Source organism: Pseudomonas sp. NBRC 111139, assembly GCF_001753955.1.
GTDB classification, from domain to species: Bacteria; Pseudomonadota; Gammaproteobacteria; order Pseudomonadales; family Pseudomonadaceae; genus Aquipseudomonas; species Aquipseudomonas alloputida.
In genome coordinates, this window is the sequence record NZ_BCBP01000066.1 from 1 (window position 1) to 18,200 (window position 18,200).

The window sequence follows — 18,200 nt, forward strand, 5'->3', positions numbered from 1 at the left end:
GAGCGGAGATGGCACCGGCTTCGCCGGTGTTCGCGGGTAAACCCGCTCCTACGGGGAAGGGGGCAACGCCAGGCAGGGGCGCATACCCTCCAGGCCAATGTCGCCTCCCACAATTCGAGCCAGAACACTAGAATAGCCACCACGCACCTATTCAGAAGCGCCATATGTCCAATTCTGTCGAACCTGAAACCCTGGACCAGCTGCCGTTGGACGAGCTTGTCGCCTGCCATGAATGTGACCTGCTGCTGCGCAAGCCCGTGCTGCAGCATGATGAGAAAGCCCAATGCCCGCGCTGCGGCTACGAGCTCTATGCCCACCGGCACAATGTGGTCAATCGCAGCCTGGCCTTGGTACTGGCGGCCCTTTTGCTGTTCGTGCCGGCCAATTTCCTGCCGATCATGCAGTTGCACCTGCTTGGTCAGACTTCGGACGATACGGTCTGGAGTGGCGTGCTAGGCCTGTACAACTCGGGAATGCGCGGTGTTGCCGTAGTGGTGTTGCTCTGTAGCATGGTCATTCCGCTGGCGAAGCTGCTCTGTCAGCTGGCCGTGCTGTTGAGCATCCGCTTGAACTTCGGACGTGACTACGGCCTGGTCTTCTACCGCATCTATCACCATCTGCGTGACTGGGGCATGCTCGAGGTCTATTTCATGGGGGTGCTGGTGGCCATCGTCAAACTGGTGGACCTGGCCGAACTGACCGTGGGCCTTGGGCTGTTCTGTTTCATCAGTCTGTTATTGATCCAGGTGTGGCTCGAGGTTGTGATGTCGCCCCACCAGATCTGGAGTGCGCTATCGGGGGAGGACCTGCATGCGGGCGATTGACGCAGGCATTGTTGTCTGCAATGAGTGTCACGAGCTGAACAGGCAAGAGCCAGACAGCACTTCGCAAACCTGCACACGCTGCGGCGCTATCGTGCATGCACGCCGGCCTAACAGTATCGCGCGCACCTGGGCGTTGCTGATTGCGGCGTCGATCCTCTACATCCCAGCCAACATACTGCCGATCATGACCGTGAGTACCCTCGGTCAGGGCAGCCCGGACACCATCATGTCCGGTGTCATCACCCTGCTCAAGCATGGCATGGTGCCCATTGCGGCTGTGGTGTTCATTGCCAGTATCCTGGTCCCCACGTTCAAGCTGGTGGGCATCGGCTTGCTGTTGTACTCCGTCCAGCGGCGGCAACCGCTTTCGGCCCGGCAGCGGATATTGATGTACCGCTTCATCGAATTCATCGGGCGCTGGTCCATGCTGGATATCTTCGTCATTGCCATCCTGGTGGCAGTGGTGAATTTTGGCCGAATAGCCAGTGTCGAAGCCAACCTGGGCGCTGTCGCCTTCGCAACTGTGGTGATCCTGACAATGCTTGCCGCTTTAACTTTCGATCCCCGACTGATTTGGGATAACACGGAGTCGGATGACGACCATGAGTGACCTGCCAACGGCTAAAACCCGCCCTGCCTCGAACTGGTCGGCCATCTGGATCCTGCCCTTGATTGCGCTAATGATCGGTGGCTGGCTCGCGTGGCAGGCCTACCGCGACGCTGGCGTGGAAATTGAAGTCCGCTTCGAGTCGGGAGAGGGTATCGTCGCCAACAAGACCGAGGTCATCTACAAAGGCATGCCGGTTGGCAAGGTGAAAAGCCTGGTGCTCGACGCCAAGGGCGACACGCAGGGGGTGATCGCTACCATCGAGATGAACAAGGCCGCCGAGCCCCACCTGAATAAAGGTACGCGTTTCTGGTTGGTGAAGCCGAGCGTCAGCCTGGCCGGTATATCCGGCCTTGAAACACTGGTGTCGGGTAACTACATCGCTGTTAGCCCGGGGGAGGGGGAACGTACCAAACGCTTTGTGGCATTGAAGGTGGCGCCACCGCTCTCGGATTCTGAACCCGGCCTGCACCTGACCCTCAAGGCCGACAGGCTGGGCTCGCTCAACCGTGACAGCCCGGTGTTCTACAAGCAGATTCAGGTTGGCCGGGTGAAAAGCTACCGCCTGTCCGAGGACCAGAGCACCGTAGAGGTGAAAGTCTTCATCGAGCCGGCCTACGCCAGCCTGGTGCGCAAGCACACGCGTTTCTGGAACGCCAGCGGTGTCAGCATCGATGCTTCGCTTTCGGGTGTGAAGGTGCGCAGTGAGTCGTTGTCGAGCATTGTGGCGGGTGGTATCGCCTTCGCCACGCCGGAGTACCGCAAGGACAGCCCGCCCACCGATCCAAGCCTGCCGTTCCGCCTGTACGAGGACTTCGATGCAGCCCAGGCGGGTATCCGGGTAAAAGTGAAGCTGAGCGATTATGAAGGCCTGCAGGCGGGTCGCACGCCGGTCATGTACAAGGGCATTCAGGTGGGCTCGCTGAAAGCCCTGAAGATGGAAGACAACCTGGCCAGCGCTTCTGCCGAGCTGACACTCGACCCGCTGACCGAGGACTACCTGGTAGACGGGACGCAGTTCTGGGTAGTCAAACCGTCGATTTCCCTGGCGGGAATCACGGGCCTGGAAGCGCTGGTCAAAGGTAACTACATCGCCATTCGTCCTGGTGAGAAGGGCGCACGGCCAGAGCGTGAGTTCGAGGCGCGTGCCAAGGCGCCGCCGCTCGACCTCAAAGCGCCGGGCCTGCACATGGTGTTGTTCGCCGACACCTTGGGTTCGCTGGAAATCGGCAGCCCGGTGATGTATCGCCAGGTGAAGGTGGGTAGCGTGCAGAGCTATCAGTTCGCCCGTAACAGCAACCGCATCCTGATCGGTGTGCATATCGAGAAGGAGTACGAGAAGCTGGTCAATGGTTCGTCGCGCTTCTGGAACGTCAGTGGGATCACCCTGACCGGCGGCCTGTCGGGCATCAAGATCAAGAGTGAGTCGCTGCAAACACTGATGGCCGGCGGTATTGCGTTCGATACGCCACGGCCCGATGTACCGCTGAAACGACACATTCCACGCTTCCGCCTGCATGACAGCCAGGAGGCGGTAAACCGTGCGGGTACGTTGATCACCATCCGTGTAGAGCGTGCTGATGGCCTGAAACCGGGCACGGCCATCCGCTTCCGCGGCCTGGATGTGGGCAGCATCGAGAGCGTCGACCTCACCGATGACCTGCAGGCGGTGCTGCTACGGGCGCGCATTACCGAAGCGGCGGATCGTATTGCCCGTGCCGGTACGCAGTTCTGGGTGGTCAAGCCGGCCTTGGGCCTGGTGCGCACTGAAAACCTGGACACCTTGATAGGTGGGCAGTACCTGGAAGTGCAGCCTGCAGCCAAGAACCGTGGGCCGCAGCGCGATTTCATCGCTTTGGCCGAAGCACCGCAGGTAGCAGGGCCAGAGGTCGGCCTGCCATTGACGCTCAGTGCACCACGCCGCGGCTCGATCAAGCCGGGTGTGCCGGTTACCTATCGTGAGGTTACGGTGGGCAAGGTGACAGGCTTCGAGCTGGGCCAGAGCGCTGACCGCGTGCTGATTCATATCCTCATCGAGCCGCGCTATGCCGCCTTGGTGCGCAGCGGTAGCCGCTTCTGGAACAGCAGTGGTTTCGGTTTCGACTGGGGTCTGTTCAAGGGCGCTACAGTGCGTACGGAGTCGGTGGAAACCCTGATCGATGGCGGTATCGCCTTTGCAACGCCAGATGGCGAGCAGATGGGTAACCCGGCACGGCCGCAACAGACCTTTGCCTTGTTCGAAAAGGCCGAGGATGAATGGCTGCAGTGGGCACCGAAGATTCAAATCGCCAAGTGATGTAAAAGTAGGGCCGCCAAACGCGGCCCCGCTTTTTTGTGGGAGCGGCCTTGCGTCGCGACAGGGGTGCGTAGCGGCCCCTCGGCCTCAGCGCAGAAGCTGAGCTTGCCGGGGTTGCCCCGCAGCTCTTCCGCGACGCAAGGCCGCTCCCACAGAGATCAAGTACCACATGGAGCTGTGCCCGCAAGCATAAATCGCAGGCAACAAAAAACCGACCCTAGGGTCGGTTTTTCGACTAGCGCGTCGCTTAGGCAGCTGCAGCTTCTTTCAGCGCCTTGATGTGGCCATTCAGACGGCCTTTGTGACGAGCAGCCTTGTTCTTGTGGATGATACCCTTGTCGGCCATACGGTCGATTACAGGTACAGCCAGAACGTAAGCGGCTTGCGCTTTTTCGGCGTCTTTTGCGTCGATGGCTTTAACTACATTCTTGATGTAGGTGCGGACCATGGAACGCAGGCTGGCGTTGTGGCTGCGACGCTTCTCAGCCTGTTTTGCACGTTTCTTGGCGGAAGGTGTGTTGGCCACCGTCGAGCTCCTCGAAAGACTTTAGGTAAATAGCAAACAAAATAGGCCGCGAATCATGCCGATCAGTCGAGCGGATGTCAAGGCCACCTGCAAGGTTCCGCCGAGCGGTGCGCCAACAAGCGGGAAAGATTCCTTTCTGCTGCGCGACCTGTACACTCGGGAATTTTTGGCTCCCCTGCGAAGGCGCGGGAGTATCGCACATTCGGACGCTATCTGGCAGCGTCCTCTGTCATTGGCGTGAATCTTTTCGATGAACCTGCTCAAATCCCTGGCTGCAGTAAGCTCGATCACCATGATTTCGCGGGTGCTGGGCTTTATTCGCGACACCATCCTGGCCCGCATCTTTGGTGCTGGTGTCGCTACCGATGCCTTCTTCATCGCGTTCAAACTGCCCAACCTGTTGCGGCGCATCTTCGCCGAAGGCGCATTCTCCCAGGCCTTCGTGCCGATTCTGGCCGAGTACAAGACCCAGCAGGGCGAGGAGGCGACGCGCACCTTCATTGCCTATGTCAGCGGCCTTCTGACCCTGGTGCTGGCCCTGGTGACCGCCATCGGCATCCTCGCTGCACCGTGGGTGGTGTGGGCGACGGCCCCGGGTTTTGTCGACAGCACCGAAAAATACGCGCTGACCACCGACCTGTTGCGGGTGACGTTTCCTTATATATTCCTGATCTCGCTGTCTTCCCTGGCCGGAGCGATCCTCAATACCTGGAACCGCTTTTCGGTGCCGGCCTTCACGCCTACCTTGCTGAACGTGGCGATGATCGCCTTCGCCGTGTTGCTGACGCCGTACTTCAACCCGCCAATCATGGCGTTGGCCTGGGGCGTGCTGGCGGGTGGCCTGGCGCAGTTGCTGTACCAGCTGCCAGCGCTGAAGAAGATCGGCATGCTCGTGCTACCGCGTCTGAACCTCAAGGACGCGGGTGTGTGGCGGGTACTGAAGCAGATGCTGCCGGCGATCCTGGGGGTGTCGGTGAGCCAGATCTCGCTGATCATCAACACCATCTTCGCCTCCTTCCTGGTGGCCGGCTCGGTGTCGTGGATGTACTACGCCGACCGCCTCATGGAGCTGCCTTCCGGTGTGTTGGGCGTTGCTCTGGGCACCATCCTGCTGCCGACCCTGGCCAAGACCTACGCCAACAAGGACCGCGAGGAGTACTCACGGATTCTCGACTGGGGCCTGCGCCTGTGCTTCCTGCTGGTGCTGCCCTGCACCCTGGCTTTGGCCATTCTTGCCGAGCCGCTGACCGTTGCGCTGTTTCAATATGGCAAGTTCAGCGCGTTTGATGCGGCCATGACCCAGCGGGCGTTGATCGCCTATTCCGTGGGCTTGCTGGCGATCATTCTGATCAAGGTACTGGCACCTGGCTTCTATGCGCAGCAGAATATTCGCACGCCGGTGAAGATCGCAGTCTTCACCTTGGTCTGCACCCAGCTGTTCAACCTTGCCCTGGTCGGCCCGCTTGCACATGCCGGCCTGGCATTGGCGATCAGCCTCGGTGCCTGCCTGAATGCCGGTTTGCTGTTCTGGAAGCTGCGCAGTCAGCAGCTGTTCGAGCCTCAGCCTGGCTGGGCAGTGTTCCTGCTCAAGCTTGTGTTGGCAGTGACGCTGATGTCGGCAGTACTGCTGGCGGGCATGCACTATATGCCGGCCTGGGAGCAGGGCATTATGCTTGAGCGCTTCCTGCGGCTTGGGGCGCTGATCCTGGCGGGCGTCGTGACGTATTTTGGCTGCCTGTACCTGTGTGGCTTCAGGCCCCGGCATTTCGCTCGCAAGGCCTTGCACTGAGGCTTTTGGCGGGTCAGGCGTCGGTTTTTCGCATTCCACGCCGCCCTTGGGCGCTGCTGCCTGTCACCAGCGCCCGGGTGTGGTTATAATCGGCCACTTTATGAGCAAGAAGCGCGTTATGCAGCTGGTTCGAGGTCTTCACAACCTGCGCCCCGAGCACCGGGGCTGTGTCGCCACCATTGGCAACTTCGACGGGGTTCACCGCGGCCACCAGGCAATCCTGGCGCGCCTGCGCGAGCGCGGTCAGGCCTTGGGCCTGCCGACCTGCGTGGTGATCTTCGAACCGCAACCACGCGAGTACTTCGCACCCGATACCGCGCCAGCGCGCCTGGCCCGGCTGCGCGACAAGATAGAGCTGCTGGCGACCGAAGGTATCGACCGGGTGCTGTGCCTGGCGTTCAACCAGCGTCTGAGCAAGCTCAGTGCCGATGCCTTCGTCAAGGCCATCCTGGTCGACGGCCTGGGCGTGCGTCATCTCGAAGTGGGCGATGACTTCCGCTTCGGCTGCGACCGCGCTGGCGACTTCGCTTTCCTGGTCGAGGCCGGCAACGCGTATGGCTTTACCGTCGAGGCCGCCAACACGGTCATCCAGGATGGCCTGCGGGTCAGCAGCACCGAAGTGCGCAAGGCCTTGTCCGAGGGCAACTTCGAGCTGGCCGAACACCTGCTGGGCCGCCCGTACCGCATTACAGGCCGCGTGCTGCACGGCCAGAAGCTGGCCCGCCAGCTCGGCACACCAACCGCCAACATCCAGCTCAAGCGCCGTCGCGTGCCGCTGTCCGGGGTATACCTGGCCAGCATCGTGATCGACGGCAAAGCTTGGCCGGGTGTCGGCAATATCGGCGTGCGCCCCACCGTTGCCGGTGATGGGCGCCCGCACCTGGAGATTCATCTTTTGGACTTTGCCGGCGATCTTTACGGCCGGCGCCTGACGGTGGAGTTCCACCACAAGCTGCGTGAAGAGCAGCGATTCGCCTCCCTGGAGGCGCTGAAGTCGGCGATCGATGCGGATATCGCCGCCGCACGTGCACATTGGCACGCTCAACCGCTAACGAAGAGCCTGAAATGACCGACTACAAAGCCACGCTTAACCTTCCGGACACCGCCTTCCCCATGAAGGCCGGCCTGCCTCAGCGCGAACCGCAGATCCTGCAGCGCTGGGACAGCATTGGCCTGTACCAGAAGCTGCGCGAAATTGGCAAGGATCGTCCCAAGTTCGTCCTGCACGACGGCCCGCCCTATGCCAACGGCAAGATTCACATCGGTCATGCGCTGAACAAGATCCTCAAGGACATGATCGTCCGCTCCAAGACCCTGGCCGGCTTCGATGCGCCGTACGTGCCAGGCTGGGACTGCCACGGCCTGCCGATCGAGCACAAGGTCGAGGTTACCCACGGCAAGCACCTTTCTGCCGACCGTACCCGCGAGCTCTGCCGCGAGTACGCCGCCGAGCAGATCGAAGGGCAGAAGACCGAGTTCATCCGCCTGGGCGTGCTGGGTGACTGGGACAACCCCTACAAGACCATGAACTTTGCCAACGAGGCCGGTGAAATCCGCGCCCTGGCCGAGATGGTCAAGCAAGGCTTCGTGTTCAAGGGCCTGAAGCCGGTGAACTGGTGCTTTGATTGCGGTTCGGCGCTGGCTGAAGCGGAAGTCGAGTACGCCGACAAGAAGTCGCAGACCATCGACGTGGCCTTCCCGGTTGCCGATGAGGCCAAGCTGGCCGCCGCCTTCGGCCTGGCCTCGCTGACCAAGCCGGCCGCCATCGTGATCTGGACCACCACCCCGTGGACCATCCCGGCCAACCAGGCCCTGAACATCCACCCGGAATTCAAGTACGCCCTGGTCGACACCGGCGAGCGCCTGCTGGTGCTGGCTGAAGAGCTGGTCGAGTCGTGCCTGAAGCGCTACAACCTGGAAGGTTCGGTTCTTGCCACCGCCCAAGGTTCGGCGCTGGAGCTGGTCAACTTCCGTCACCCGTTCTACGACCGCCTGTCGCCAGTGTACCTGGCTGACTACGTCGAGCTGGGCGCCGGTACCGGTGTGGTGCACTCCGCGCCAGCCTACGGTGAAGACGACTTCGTCACCTGCAAGCGCTACGGCATGGTCAACGACGACATCCTTACCCCGGTGCAGAGCAACGGCGTGTATGTCGAGTCGCTGCCATTCTTCGGCGGCCAGTTCATCTGGAAGGCCAACCCGGCCATCGTCGAGAAGCTGAGCGAAGTCGGTGCGCTGATGCACACCGAAACCATCAGCCACAGCTATATGCACTGCTGGCGCCACAAGACTCCGCTGATCTACCGCGCCACCGCGCAGTGGTTCGTGGGCATGGACAAGCAGCCGAGCACTGGCGAGCCGCTGCGTGAGCGTGCGCTGAAAGCCATCGAAGACACCAAGTTCGTCCCGGCCTGGGGCCAGGCGCGCCTGCACGCGATGATCGCCAACCGCCCGGACTGGTGCATCTCGCGTCAGCGCAACTGGGGTGTGCCGATCCCGTTCTTCCTGCACAAGCAGACCGGCGAGCTGCATCCGCGCACTGTCGAACTGATGGAAGAAGTGGCCAAGCGTGTCGAGCAGCAAGGCATCGAGGCCTGGTTCAAGCTGGACGCCGCCGAACTGCTGGGCGCTGAAGCCGACCAGTACGACAAGATCGCTGACACCCTCGATGTGTGGTTTGACTCCGGTACCACCCACTGGCACGTACTGCGTGGCTCGCACGACATCGGCCACGCTACCGGCCCGCGCGCTGACCTGTACCTGGAAGGTTCCGACCAACACCGCGGCTGGTTCCACTCGTCCTTGCTGACCGGTTGCGCCATCGACAACCACGCGCCGTACCGCGAGCTGCTGACCCACGGCTTCACCGTGGACGAGAACGGCCGCAAGATGTCCAAGTCGCTGGGTAACACCATCGAGCCGGAGAAGGTCAACAACACCCTGGGTGCCGATATCCTGCGCCTGTGGGTTTCGGCCACCGACTATTCCGGTGAAATGGCGGTTTCCGAGCAGATCCTGCAGCGCAGCGCCGATGCTTACCGGCGTATCCGTAATACCGCGCGTTTCCTGCTTTCCAACCTGTCCGGCTTCGACCCGGCCCGCGACCTGCTGGCCTCGGAAGACATGCTGGCGCTGGACCGCTGGGCCGTGGACCGTACCCTGCTGCTGCAACGCGAGTTGGAAGAGCACTACAGCGAGTACCGTTTCTGGAACGTCTACTCCAAAGTGCACAACTTCTGCGTACAGGAACTGGGCGGCTTCTACCTCGACATCATCAAGGACCGCCAGTACACCACCGGCGCCAACAGTGTCGCCCGCCGTTCCTGCCAGACCGCGCTGTTCCACATCAGCGAAGCGTTGGTGCGCTGGATCGCGCCGATCCTGGCATTCACCGCCGACGAAATCTGGCAGTACCTGCCGGGCGAGCGCAACGAGTCGGTCATGCTCAACGGCTGGTACGAAGGCCTGAGCGAGCTGCCGGAAGGCACCGAGCTTGGCCGTGCTTACTGGGACCGCGTGATGGCGGTGAAGGCATCGGTGAACAAAGAGCTGGAGAACCAGCGTACCGCCAAGGTCATTGGCGGCAACCTGCAGGCTGAAGTGACCCTGTACGCCGACGAAGGCCTGAGTGCCGACCTGGGCAAGCTGGGCGACGAGCTGCGCTTCGTGCTGATCACCTCGGCCGCTAGCGTGGTGCCGTTCGCACAGGCGCCTGCCGAAGCCGTAGCCACCGAAGTCGAAGGCCTCAAGCTGAAAGTGGTCAAGTCCGGTCACGCCAAGTGCGGCCGTTGCTGGCACTTCCGCGCCGACGTCGGCAGCCACCCGGAGCACCCGGAAATCTGCAGCCGTTGTGTCGACAACCTGAGCGGCCAGGGTGAGGTGCGCCACTATGCCTAACCCTGCAGCGGGGCGCTTCGGGCGCCTTGCATGGCTTTGGCTGAGCTTGCTGGTCCTGGTCATCGACCAGGCCACCAAGCTGTACTTCAACAACGCCCTGACCATGTACCAGCAGATCGTGGTCATTCCTGACTACTTCAGCTGGACCCTGGCTTACAACACCGGTGCCGCGTTCAGCTTCCTGGCTGATGGTGCAGGTTGGCAGCGCTGGTTGTTCGCCCTGATCGCCGTGGTGGTCAGCGCGGTACTGGTCGTCTGGCTCAAGCGCCTGGGGCGCAACGAGACCTGGCTGGCCGTGGCGCTGGCGCTGGTGCTGGGTGGGGCGATTGGCAACCTGTACGACCGCATCGTGCTGGGCCATGTGGTCGACTTCATCCTGGTGCACTGGCAGAACCGCCATTACTTCCCGGCCTTCAACGTGGCCGACAGCGCCATCACCGTTGGTGCGGTGATGCTGGTGCTGGATATGTTCAAGAGCAAGAAGTCCGAGGATCCGGTCCATGACTGACACCCGTATCGGCCAGAACACCGAAGTCACCCTGCACTTCGCGCTGCACCTGGAAAACGGCGACACCGTCGACAGCACGTTCGATAAGGCCCCGGCTACTTTCAAAGTGGGTGATGGCAACCTGCTGCCGGGCTTTGAAAACGCCCTGTTCGGCTTCAAGGCCGGTGACAAGCGCACCGTGGCAGTGGCCCCGGAGAACGCCTTCGGCCAGCCTAACCCGCAGAACGTACAGGTCATGCCGCGGTCCAACTTCGAAGGCATGGAGTTGTCCGAAGGGTTGCTGATCATCTTCAACGACGCCGCCAACACCGAGCTGCCGGGTGTGGTCAAAGCGTTCGATGACGACCACGTAACCATCGACTTCAATCACCCACTGGCTGGCAAGACCCTGACCTTCGAGGTGGAGATCCTCGAGGTGAAGGCCCTGTAAGCCTGGAGCCGAGCATGCAAATCAAACTCGCCAACCCGCGCGGCTTCTGCGCCGGGGTCGACCGGGCGATCGAGATCGTCAACCGTGCGCTGGAAGTCTTCGGCCCGCCGATCTATGTGCGTCACGAAGTGGTGCACAACAAGTTCGTGGTGGAAGACTTGCGTAACCGCGGCGCCATCTTTGTCGAAGAGCTGGACCAGGTGCCGGACGATGTCATCGTCATCTTCAGTGCCCACGGTGTTTCCCAGGCTGTGCGCCAGGAAGCTGCTGGCCGTGGCCTGAAAGTGTTCGATGCCACCTGCCCGCTGGTGACCAAGGTTCACATCGAAGTGGCCAAGTACAGCCGCGATGGCCGTGAGTGCATTCTCATCGGCCACGAAGGGCACCCGGAAGTCGAAGGCACCATGGGCCAGTACGATGCCAGCAACGGCGGCGCCATCTACCTTGTCGAAGACGAGGAAGATGTTGCCAACCTGCAGGTGCGCGACCCCAACCACCTGGCTTTTGTCACCCAGACAACACTGTCGATGGACGACACCAGCCGCGTCATCGACGCGCTGCGTGCGCGCTTCCCGAACATCGGTGGGCCGCGCAAGGACGACATCTGCTACGCCACCCAGAACCGCCAGGACGCCGTCAAGCAACTGGCCGGCGAGAGCGACGTGGTGCTGGTGGTGGGCAGCCCGAACAGTTCCAACTCCAACCGTTTGCGCGAGCTGGCTGAGCGCATGGGCACCCCGGCCTACCTGATCGACGGTGCCGAGGACATGCAACGCGGCTGGTTTGATCAGACCGCGCGGATCGGCATCACCGCCGGTGCTTCGGCACCCGAAGTGCTGGTGCGTGGTGTGATCGAACAGCTCAAGGCCTGGGGCGCTACCGGCGCAGAAGAGCTGGATGGGCGCGAAGAGAACATCACCTTTTCAATGCCCAAAGAGCTGCGGGTTCGCTCGCTGATCTAACGGGCTGCACCGCTGCCAATGCAGGGGCTGCTTTGCAGCCCTTGCGCGACTCAAGACTGTTCCTGCAATGACCGCGCTAGCAGCGGTCATTGCTCCGGTCCTCCGTAAGCAACCTGACTCTGCCGCTTGATGCCAGCGCCACTTGATATCGGCTGCGAGCAGCGGCGCGTTCGCACATTTCCAGTGTTGCGCCCAACCAGCTGTTGCCCGACGTCATTGGCACGCCCAGCGCACTGAATTTGAACTGCTCGCCGCGATTGCTGGTTATTTTCAGCGGCTTTGAAAGGCGCTGTTCGCGTAGCACCTGCCGGTTATGCTCCAGCACTACCCGCCAACCATTCCCCCAATTACCGTCCAGCGCCAGCACCAGCACCGGCTGGCTTTGCAGCATGGCATGGCTGCGTGCACTGCGCAGCGCCTGCGCCAGATCACGGGCAGCCGCCGCCCGGTGCAGGTCATCGCTCATTCGGGCGTAGGCCGGCATGCCCAGTTGGGTCAGCAAGACCGCCACGGCCAAGGCCGACAACATTTGTATCAGTGTTACGCCGCGTTGCTTCACCGTGCATTCCTCCCTGGACGTGCTTGGCTATAGCTTCCTGGCGGTTGGACAAGAGGTCCAGTCGCCCTAGTTGAAAGCAATGACGGGAAAAGTCGCAGGAGGTGCAGGGATGCACGCAAGGCAAGGGGGCATGACGCTTCTGGAAGTGTTGTTGGCGATCGTGATCGTGGCCGCAGGTCTGTTCGCAACGGCTGCGATGCAATTGCAGGCATTGCAGGCTGCGGACAGCGCGCGCCGGGATGGCCAGGCGGCGATGGCGCTGCACAGCGAACATGAGCGCAGGCGGCGATGAGGCGCTGTCAGGCAGGGTTTGGCTTGCTTGAGATGGTGGTGGCGCTGGCGATCGGATTGATGCTGCTGGCGGCGGCCAGCCAGCTTTTTGTCTCCGCGCACCAGACTTGGCGCCTGCAAAGTACGGCAGTGCGCATGCAGGATTCTGCGCGGCTTGCATTGCTGCGCATGGCGCAGGATATCCGCATGGCCGGGATGTTCGGTTGCCTGCGCCTGAGCCCAGACGACTTTCTGGTCTCCGGCGCGGAGCAGGCCTTTGCCCGGCCCTTGGCGAGCGGCCCGTCAAGTTTGAGCCTGGTCGTCGCTGAGTTACCAGGGTATGCCGGCGACCCCGACTGGACCTTGCTGACAAACTGTATCAACACGGTGGAGGTACACAAGGAGCGCGCGCAAGGTAGCGACACGCTTATGGCTGTGCCTGTCAGCCGGCATCGCTATGCTCACGTTGGAAGTACGCTTTACTTCGAGCGGCGCGGCCGCAATCAGCCCTTGGTCGATCACGTGCGCGAACTGCGTGTGGTGCAGGTGGCTGGAGAGCGGATCGATCTTCAGCTGACATTGTATGAGCCGACCTTGCAGCTTGAGCAGCACCATGCGCTGAGCGTGGCATTGCGTAACCCGGTGCCGGCTTCATGAACCGCCAGCGGGGTGTTGTCCTGTTGTTGGCGTTGGTGCTCAGCGTCCTGCTGGGCCTGCTTGCCACATCTGCCCTGCGTGACGCGCTGGTGGAAACACGGATGACCGGCTACCTGAGCGATGGCCTGCTGGCGCTGGAAGAGGCTGAGGCCACTTTGCTGGCCGGGGAGCGCGAACTTGAACGGGCGCCCCCTGACGGTTGTAACGCGTGCCTGCCGCCGCCCAGGCCGCACGATCTGGTTGGGCAGTGGCAAGGTACCCAGACCGGCTTTTTCCAGCTGCAGAACCTGGGTGTCAGCAAACGTGCCGCGCACATGCCCGAAGGGCAGCCGGTTAGCCTGTTCCGGATTACCGCCGTCAGCAAGCAAAGCCGCTCACGGCATGTACTGGAAGCGGTCTACGCCGTGGCCGGCAATCAAACCCAACGCATCACCTGGCGGCAAAGATTGCGAGGAGACTGACATGCAGCAAGGCTTGAGCCTGATCGAGTTGTTGATTGTGCTGGCCGTGACCGGCATTCTGGCAGCCATTGCCTACCCCAGTTACAGCGACCAGCTTCGGCGAGCCGCGCGCAGTGAAGTGGTTGGCCTGCTGCACGACGCTGCCCTGCGCCTGGAGCGCCACCGCGTGCGCACTGGCCAATACGCCGAGGGCGACCTGGTCTTGCCCGAAGGTACCCGCTACTACAGCCTTCAGGCCCAGCGCGACAGTGACACCTTCACGCTGCGCGCCCGGCGGCTACCGCATGGGCTGATGGCGCAGGATGGCTGTGGCGATTTCCAGCTCGACCAGGCTGGCATGCAGCGCAATCCGGGTGCCGTTGAGCACAGCACGCACTGCTGGGGAAGCTGAAGGTTGAATGATGCCCGGTGCATCGCGGTTTTACTTCAGGTGTTGGATCGACAGATGAGCAAGCAAGTAGTGGTGGTCGGCGGCGGGGTGATCGGCCTGCTGACGGCATTCAACCTGGCAGCCAAGGTCGGCCAGGTGGTGGTGTGCGATCAGGGTGAGGTTGGCCGAGAGTCGTCCTGGGCTGGCGGAGGCATTGTCTCGCCGTTGTACCCGTGGCGCTACAGCGCCGCAGTGACCGCTCTGGCGCATTGGTCGCAGGACTTTTATCCACAGCTGGGCGAGCGTCTGTTCGCCAGCACCGGTGTCGACCCCGAAGTTCACACCACCGGGCTGTACTGGCTCGACCTGGACGACGAGGCTGACGCGTTGGCCTGGGCCGCGCGCGAGCAGCGGCCGCTGAGTGCCGTGGATATTTCGGCGGCCTACGATGCGGTCCCGGTGCTGGGCCCTGGCTTCAAGCACGCCATCTACATGGCTGGCGTGGCCAATGTGCGCAACCCACGCTTGGTCAAGTCGCTGAAAGCGGCGTTGCTGGCGCTGCCAAACGTGACCTTGCGCGAACACTGCCAGATCACCGGCTTCGTGCAGGAAAAGGGGCGCGTGACCGGTGTACAGACGGCTGATGGCGTACTGGCGGCGGATGAGGTTGTGCTCAGTGCAGGCGCCTGGAGTGGCGACCTGTTGCGTACCCTTGGCCTTGAACTGCCGGTGGAGCCCGTGAAGGGCCAGATGATCCTGTTCAAGTGTGCTGAAGACTTCTTGCCGAGCATGGTGCTGGCCAAGGGACGTTATGCAATCCCGCGACGTGACGGGCACATTCTGGTGGGGAGCACGCTGGAACACGCCGGGTATGACAAGACGCCGACCGGGGATGCGCTGGAAAGCCTGAAGGCATCGGCGGTGGAGTTGTTGCCTGAGCTTGAAGGCGCCACAGTGGTGGCGCACTGGGCGGGGCTGCGGCCGGGGTCGCCAGAAGGCATCCCTTACATTGGGCCTGTGCCAGGGCATGAAGGGTTATGGCTGAACTGCGGGCATTATCGCAATGGGCTGGTGCTGGCGCCGGCTTCGTGCCAGCTGTTTACCGATTTGCTGACAGGGGCCGAGCCGATTATCGACCCGGCGCCGTATGCGCCAGAAGGGCGTTTGGGCTGAGGGCCTCTTCGCGGGTAAACCCGCTCCTACAAGTACGTGTAGGAGCAGGTTCACCCGCGAAAGGGCCACAGAGGCCCATACAGATTTCAGCCAGTAATCGGTGCGTGTAGGAGCGGGTTCACCCGCGAAAGGGCCGCAGAAACCAACACAGATTTCAGCCAGTAATCGGTGCTTGCAGGTGCCGGCTCGGATAATGCTGCTCATACACCTTGCACACCCGCAGCACTTGCTCATCGGCAAAGCGCCCGGCCACCACCTGCAGCCCCACCGGCAACCCCTCGCGGGTAAACCCGCAAGGCACCGAGGCTGCCGGCTGTTGGGTCAGGTTGAAGGGATAGCTGAACGGCGTCCACTCCATCCATTGCGCCATCCCCGACCCAGGCGGCACGTTGTGTCCGGCTTCGAACGCCACCAACGGCAGCATCGGCGATACCAGCACGTCATATCGCTGATGAAAGGCATTCATCTTCGCAATCAATTCTGCCCGTGCCTCTAGCGCCTGGGTGTATTCGCCAAGGCTGATCTGTGCGCCTTGTTCGGCAATCCAGCGCAGCCCCGGGTCAAGCAACGCTTTCTGCTCATCGCTCAAGGCACTGGCCAACCGCGCCGCACCGGCAAACCACAGGGTATTGAAGGTTTCCAGCGGGTCGCTGAAGCCCGGGTCCACTTCCTCTACCTGCGCACCCAACCGCACCAGGCGCTGCACCGCTTGCGCCACCAGTGCCTGGATCTGTGGGTCGACCTGCACGTAACCGAAGTTGGCGCTGTAGGCGATGCGTAGCCCACTCAGATCTTGCTGCTGGCTGAGCCAAGGCGCCTGCCGGGGTGCGCCGGCCAAACCGTCGCGGGCATCGGGGCGCGCTACGCAGTCAAGCATCAGCACCGAGTCGTCCACGGTACGCGTCATCGGCCCCAGGTGCGACAGCACGGTCATGGCGCTGGCCGGCCATTGCGGCACATAGCCGAAGGTCGGTTTGATGCCGAAGGTGCCGGTGAAGGCGCAAGGGATGCGAATCGAACCACCGGCATCGCTGCCCTGATGCAGCACCCCCAGGTTCAGCGCGGCGGCTGCCGCAGCACCACCAGACGAACCACCGGCAGTCAGCCTGGTATCCCAAGGGTTGCGGGTAATGCCGTACAGCGGGTTGTCGGTCACGCCTTTCCAGCCGAACTCCGGCGTGGTGGTCTTGCCCACCAGCACAGCACCGGCTTCACGCATGAAGGCGCTGAAGGGCGCATCGATTTCCCACGGGCCGGTACCCGAGGTTGTACGCGAGCCTTTGCGGGTGGGCATGCCGCGGGTCAGGGTCAGGTCCTTGATCGAGGCGGGTACGCCATCCAGTCGGCCACAGGGCTCGCCGCGCTGCCAGCGTTGTTCGCTGGCGCGGGCGGCGGCGCGGGCACCTTCGCCGTCGACATGGCAGTAGGCGTTGACCGCCGGATTATGCAGGTCAATGCGCGCCAGCACATCGTCGACCACCTCGACGGGTGACAACTGGCGGCGCTGGTACAGTTCGAGCAGTTCGACGGCGGTGAGTTCGCCAATCGCGGTTTTCTGGGTCATTTCAACGGGCTCCCGGGTTGGCGGCCTGGAACATGGCGCGCAACAGGACGTCGCAACCATCGGCCAGGTCCTGGGGCGCGGCATTTTCGATTTCGTTGTGGCTGATGCCGCCTTCGCATGGCACGAAGATCATCCCGGCCGGGCCCAGCTCGGCGAGGAAGATCGCATCGTGACCGGCGCCGCTGACGATATCCATGTGGCTCAGGCCCAGCGCACGCGCCCCCTGGCGCACGGCATCCACGCACTGCTCGGCGAAGTACAGCGGCGGGAAGTCGGCTGTCGGGGTTAGCTGATAGCTCAGGCCATGTTTCGCCGTGCTGTTTTCGATGGCTGCGCGCACTTCGCTGACCATGGCGTCGAGGTGCCCAGGGTCGAGGTGGCGCAGGTCGATGGTCATGTGCACCTGGCCGGGGATGACGTTGCGCGAGCCTGGGTGCAAGGTCAGGCAGCCGACCGTGCCGCAGGCATGTGGCTGGTGCGCGTGAGCGACGCGGTTGACCGCAGCCACCACCTCGGCAGCGCCGACCAATGCGTCCTTGCGCAGGTGCATGGGCGTGGGGCCTGCATGCGCCTCGACGCCGGTAAGGGTCAGGTCGAACCATTTTTGCCCCAGGCAGCCCTGGACCACGCCGATGGTGGTGCGTTGGTCTTCCAGCACCGGGCCTTGCTCGATATGCGCTTCGAAGTAGGCGCCCACGGCATGCCCGGTGGGCACGCGCGGGCCGGCGTAGCCGATGCGTTGCAACTCAGCGCCGACCGACAGACCTTGGTCATCGACCTTGTCCAGGGTTTCCTGCAGGCCGAACTTACCGGCAAACACGCCCGAGCCCATCATGCAGGGCGGGAAGCGCGAACCTTCTTCGTTGGTCCATACCACCACTTCCAGCGGGGCTTCGGTGGTCAGGTGCAGGTCGTTGAGCGTGCGCATCACTTCGAGGCCGGCCATGACGCCGTAGCAGCCATCGAACTTGCCGCCGGTGGGTTGGGTGTCGATGTGGCTGCCGGTCATGATGGGCGGTAGGGCAGGGTTGCGCCCGGGGCGGCGTGCGAAGATATTGCCGATGGCGTCGACGCTAACCGTGCAGCCGGCCTCTTCGCACCAGTGGACGAGCAGGTCGCGCGCCTGGCGGTCGAGGTCGGTCAGGGCCAGGCGGCACACGCCGCCCTTGGCGGTGGCGCCGAGTTGGGCCAGGTCCATCAATGATTGCCACAGGCGCTCGCGGCTGACCAACGGGCCTTGGCCGAGCAGGTGCTGCGAGGGATCGATGCGGGTGTTCATGGTTCATCTCTCCTGAAATTACTGGGTG

Annotated in this window: 18 protein-coding genes; 14 read left to right on the forward strand and 4 right to left on the reverse strand. The window is 62.5% G+C overall.

Annotation, left to right across the window (positions count from 1 at the left end; translation table 11 throughout):
- Nucleotides 1–164: 164 nt before the first annotated feature.
- From BJQ17_RS23660 to BJQ17_RS23670, 3 genes are read left to right on the forward strand one after another with little or no spacing between them, the layout of a single operon-like run.
- The gene (locus BJQ17_RS23660) at nucleotides 165–824 is read left to right on the forward strand and encodes a paraquat-inducible protein A (RefSeq protein ID WP_003247631.1); all 660 of its coding nucleotides are present in this window, start codon (nucleotides 165–167) and stop codon (nucleotides 822–824) included.
- Nucleotides 811–1,434, forward strand: a complete 624-nt coding sequence (locus BJQ17_RS23665) for a paraquat-inducible protein A (protein ID WP_003247629.1) — start codon at nucleotides 811–813, stop codon at nucleotides 1,432–1,434. The genes BJQ17_RS23660 and BJQ17_RS23665 overlap by 14 nt, the downstream gene beginning before the upstream one ends.
- On the forward strand, nucleotides 1,427–3,727 hold the full coding sequence (locus BJQ17_RS23670) for a PqiB family protein (protein ID WP_003247627.1): 2,301 nt from the start codon (nucleotides 1,427–1,429) through the stop codon (nucleotides 3,725–3,727). Before BJQ17_RS23665 ends, BJQ17_RS23670 begins: the two co-directional genes overlap by 8 nt.
- Before the next feature lie 247 nt (nucleotides 3,728–3,974).
- Here BJQ17_RS23670 and rpsT read toward each other — a convergent pair whose 3' ends face one another.
- Nucleotides 3,975–4,253 (reverse strand): 30S ribosomal protein S20, encoded by a 279-nt coding sequence (rpsT, locus tag BJQ17_RS23675; RefSeq protein WP_003247625.1) that lies wholly within the window; start codon nucleotides 4,251–4,253, stop codon nucleotides 3,975–3,977.
- A 250-nt stretch (nucleotides 4,254–4,503) separates the two neighbouring features.
- Here rpsT and murJ point away from each other — a divergent pair, with 250 nt between their 5' ends.
- From murJ to ispH, 6 genes are all read left to right on the forward strand, one after another.
- Nucleotides 4,504–6,042, forward strand: a complete 1,539-nt coding sequence (murJ, locus tag BJQ17_RS23680; RefSeq protein ID WP_003247616.1) for a murein biosynthesis integral membrane protein MurJ — start codon at nucleotides 4,504–4,506, stop codon at nucleotides 6,040–6,042.
- Nucleotides 6,043–6,160: 118 nt separating this feature from the next.
- Nucleotides 6,161–7,111 (forward strand): bifunctional riboflavin kinase/FAD synthetase, encoded by a 951-nt coding sequence (gene ribF, locus BJQ17_RS23685; protein ID WP_003247613.1) that lies wholly within the window; start codon nucleotides 6,161–6,163, stop codon nucleotides 7,109–7,111.
- Nucleotides 7,108–9,939 carry an isoleucine--tRNA ligase gene (gene ileS, locus BJQ17_RS23690; RefSeq protein ID WP_003247611.1) on the forward strand — a complete coding sequence of 944 codons (2,832 nt, stop codon included), beginning with the start codon at nucleotides 7,108–7,110 and terminating at the stop codon, nucleotides 9,937–9,939. Before ribF ends, ileS begins: the two co-directional genes overlap by 4 nt.
- On the forward strand, nucleotides 9,932–10,447 hold the full coding sequence (gene lspA / locus BJQ17_RS23695) for a signal peptidase II (RefSeq protein WP_070096744.1): 516 nt from the start codon (nucleotides 9,932–9,934) through the stop codon (nucleotides 10,445–10,447). The genes ileS and lspA overlap by 8 nt, the downstream gene beginning before the upstream one ends.
- Nucleotides 10,440–10,877 (forward strand): FKBP-type peptidyl-prolyl cis-trans isomerase, encoded by a 438-nt coding sequence (gene fkpB / locus BJQ17_RS23700; RefSeq protein WP_070096745.1) that lies wholly within the window; start codon nucleotides 10,440–10,442, stop codon nucleotides 10,875–10,877. The genes lspA and fkpB overlap by 8 nt, the downstream gene beginning before the upstream one ends.
- Before the next feature lie 14 nt (nucleotides 10,878–10,891).
- Nucleotides 10,892–11,839, forward strand: coding sequence for a 4-hydroxy-3-methylbut-2-enyl diphosphate reductase (gene ispH, locus BJQ17_RS23705; RefSeq protein ID WP_004577287.1), 948 nt, complete (start codon nucleotides 10,892–10,894; stop codon nucleotides 11,837–11,839).
- A 76-nt stretch (nucleotides 11,840–11,915) separates the two neighbouring features.
- Here the strand turns inward: ispH and BJQ17_RS23710 are convergent, their stop codons facing one another.
- On the reverse strand, nucleotides 11,916–12,398 hold the full coding sequence (locus tag BJQ17_RS23710) for a GspH/FimT family pseudopilin (RefSeq protein ID WP_012051114.1): 483 nt from the start codon (nucleotides 12,396–12,398) through the stop codon (nucleotides 11,916–11,918).
- 109 nt (nucleotides 12,399–12,507) lie between these two features.
- On the opposite strand from BJQ17_RS23710, the gene BJQ17_RS23715 reads away from it, so the two are divergent.
- The 5 genes from BJQ17_RS23715 to thiO are packed head-to-tail and all read left to right on the forward strand — an operon-like array spanning nucleotide 12,508 to nucleotide 15,329.
- Complete coding sequence (locus BJQ17_RS23715; protein WP_003247582.1) at nucleotides 12,508–12,690, forward strand: prepilin-type N-terminal cleavage/methylation domain-containing protein; 183 nt, start codon at nucleotides 12,508–12,510, stop codon at nucleotides 12,688–12,690.
- A complete protein-coding gene (locus tag BJQ17_RS23720; RefSeq protein ID WP_004577284.1) occupies nucleotides 12,687–13,325 on the forward strand; it encodes a PilW family protein in 639 nt (212 codons plus the stop codon). The genes BJQ17_RS23715 and BJQ17_RS23720 overlap by 4 nt, the downstream gene beginning before the upstream one ends.
- Entirely contained in the window at nucleotides 13,322–13,786 is a 465-nt protein-coding gene (locus BJQ17_RS23725; RefSeq protein WP_003247578.1) for a hypothetical protein, read from the forward strand. The genes BJQ17_RS23720 and BJQ17_RS23725 overlap by 4 nt, the downstream gene beginning before the upstream one ends.
- A gap of 1 nt (nucleotide 13,787) precedes the next feature.
- Nucleotides 13,788–14,177 (forward strand): type IV pilin protein, encoded by a 390-nt coding sequence (locus tag BJQ17_RS23730; RefSeq protein ID WP_003247577.1) that lies wholly within the window; start codon nucleotides 13,788–13,790, stop codon nucleotides 14,175–14,177.
- 54 nt (nucleotides 14,178–14,231) lie between these two features.
- Nucleotides 14,232–15,329: a glycine oxidase ThiO gene (gene thiO / locus BJQ17_RS23735; RefSeq protein WP_003247575.1), complete on the forward strand. Its 1,098-nt coding sequence runs from the start codon at nucleotides 14,232–14,234 to the stop codon at nucleotides 15,327–15,329.
- Between the two features lie 154 nt (nucleotides 15,330–15,483).
- On the opposite strand, the gene BJQ17_RS23740 is transcribed toward thiO, so the two are convergent.
- Nucleotides 15,484–16,893: an amidase gene (locus BJQ17_RS23740; protein WP_070096746.1), complete on the reverse strand. Its 1,410-nt coding sequence runs from the start codon at nucleotides 16,891–16,893 to the stop codon at nucleotides 15,484–15,486.
- Nucleotide 16,894: 1 nt separating this feature from the next.
- Nucleotides 16,895–18,172: a Zn-dependent hydrolase gene (locus BJQ17_RS23745; RefSeq protein ID WP_070096747.1), complete on the reverse strand. Its 1,278-nt coding sequence runs from the start codon at nucleotides 18,170–18,172 to the stop codon at nucleotides 16,895–16,897.
- Nucleotides 18,173–18,200: the final 28 nt, after the last annotated feature.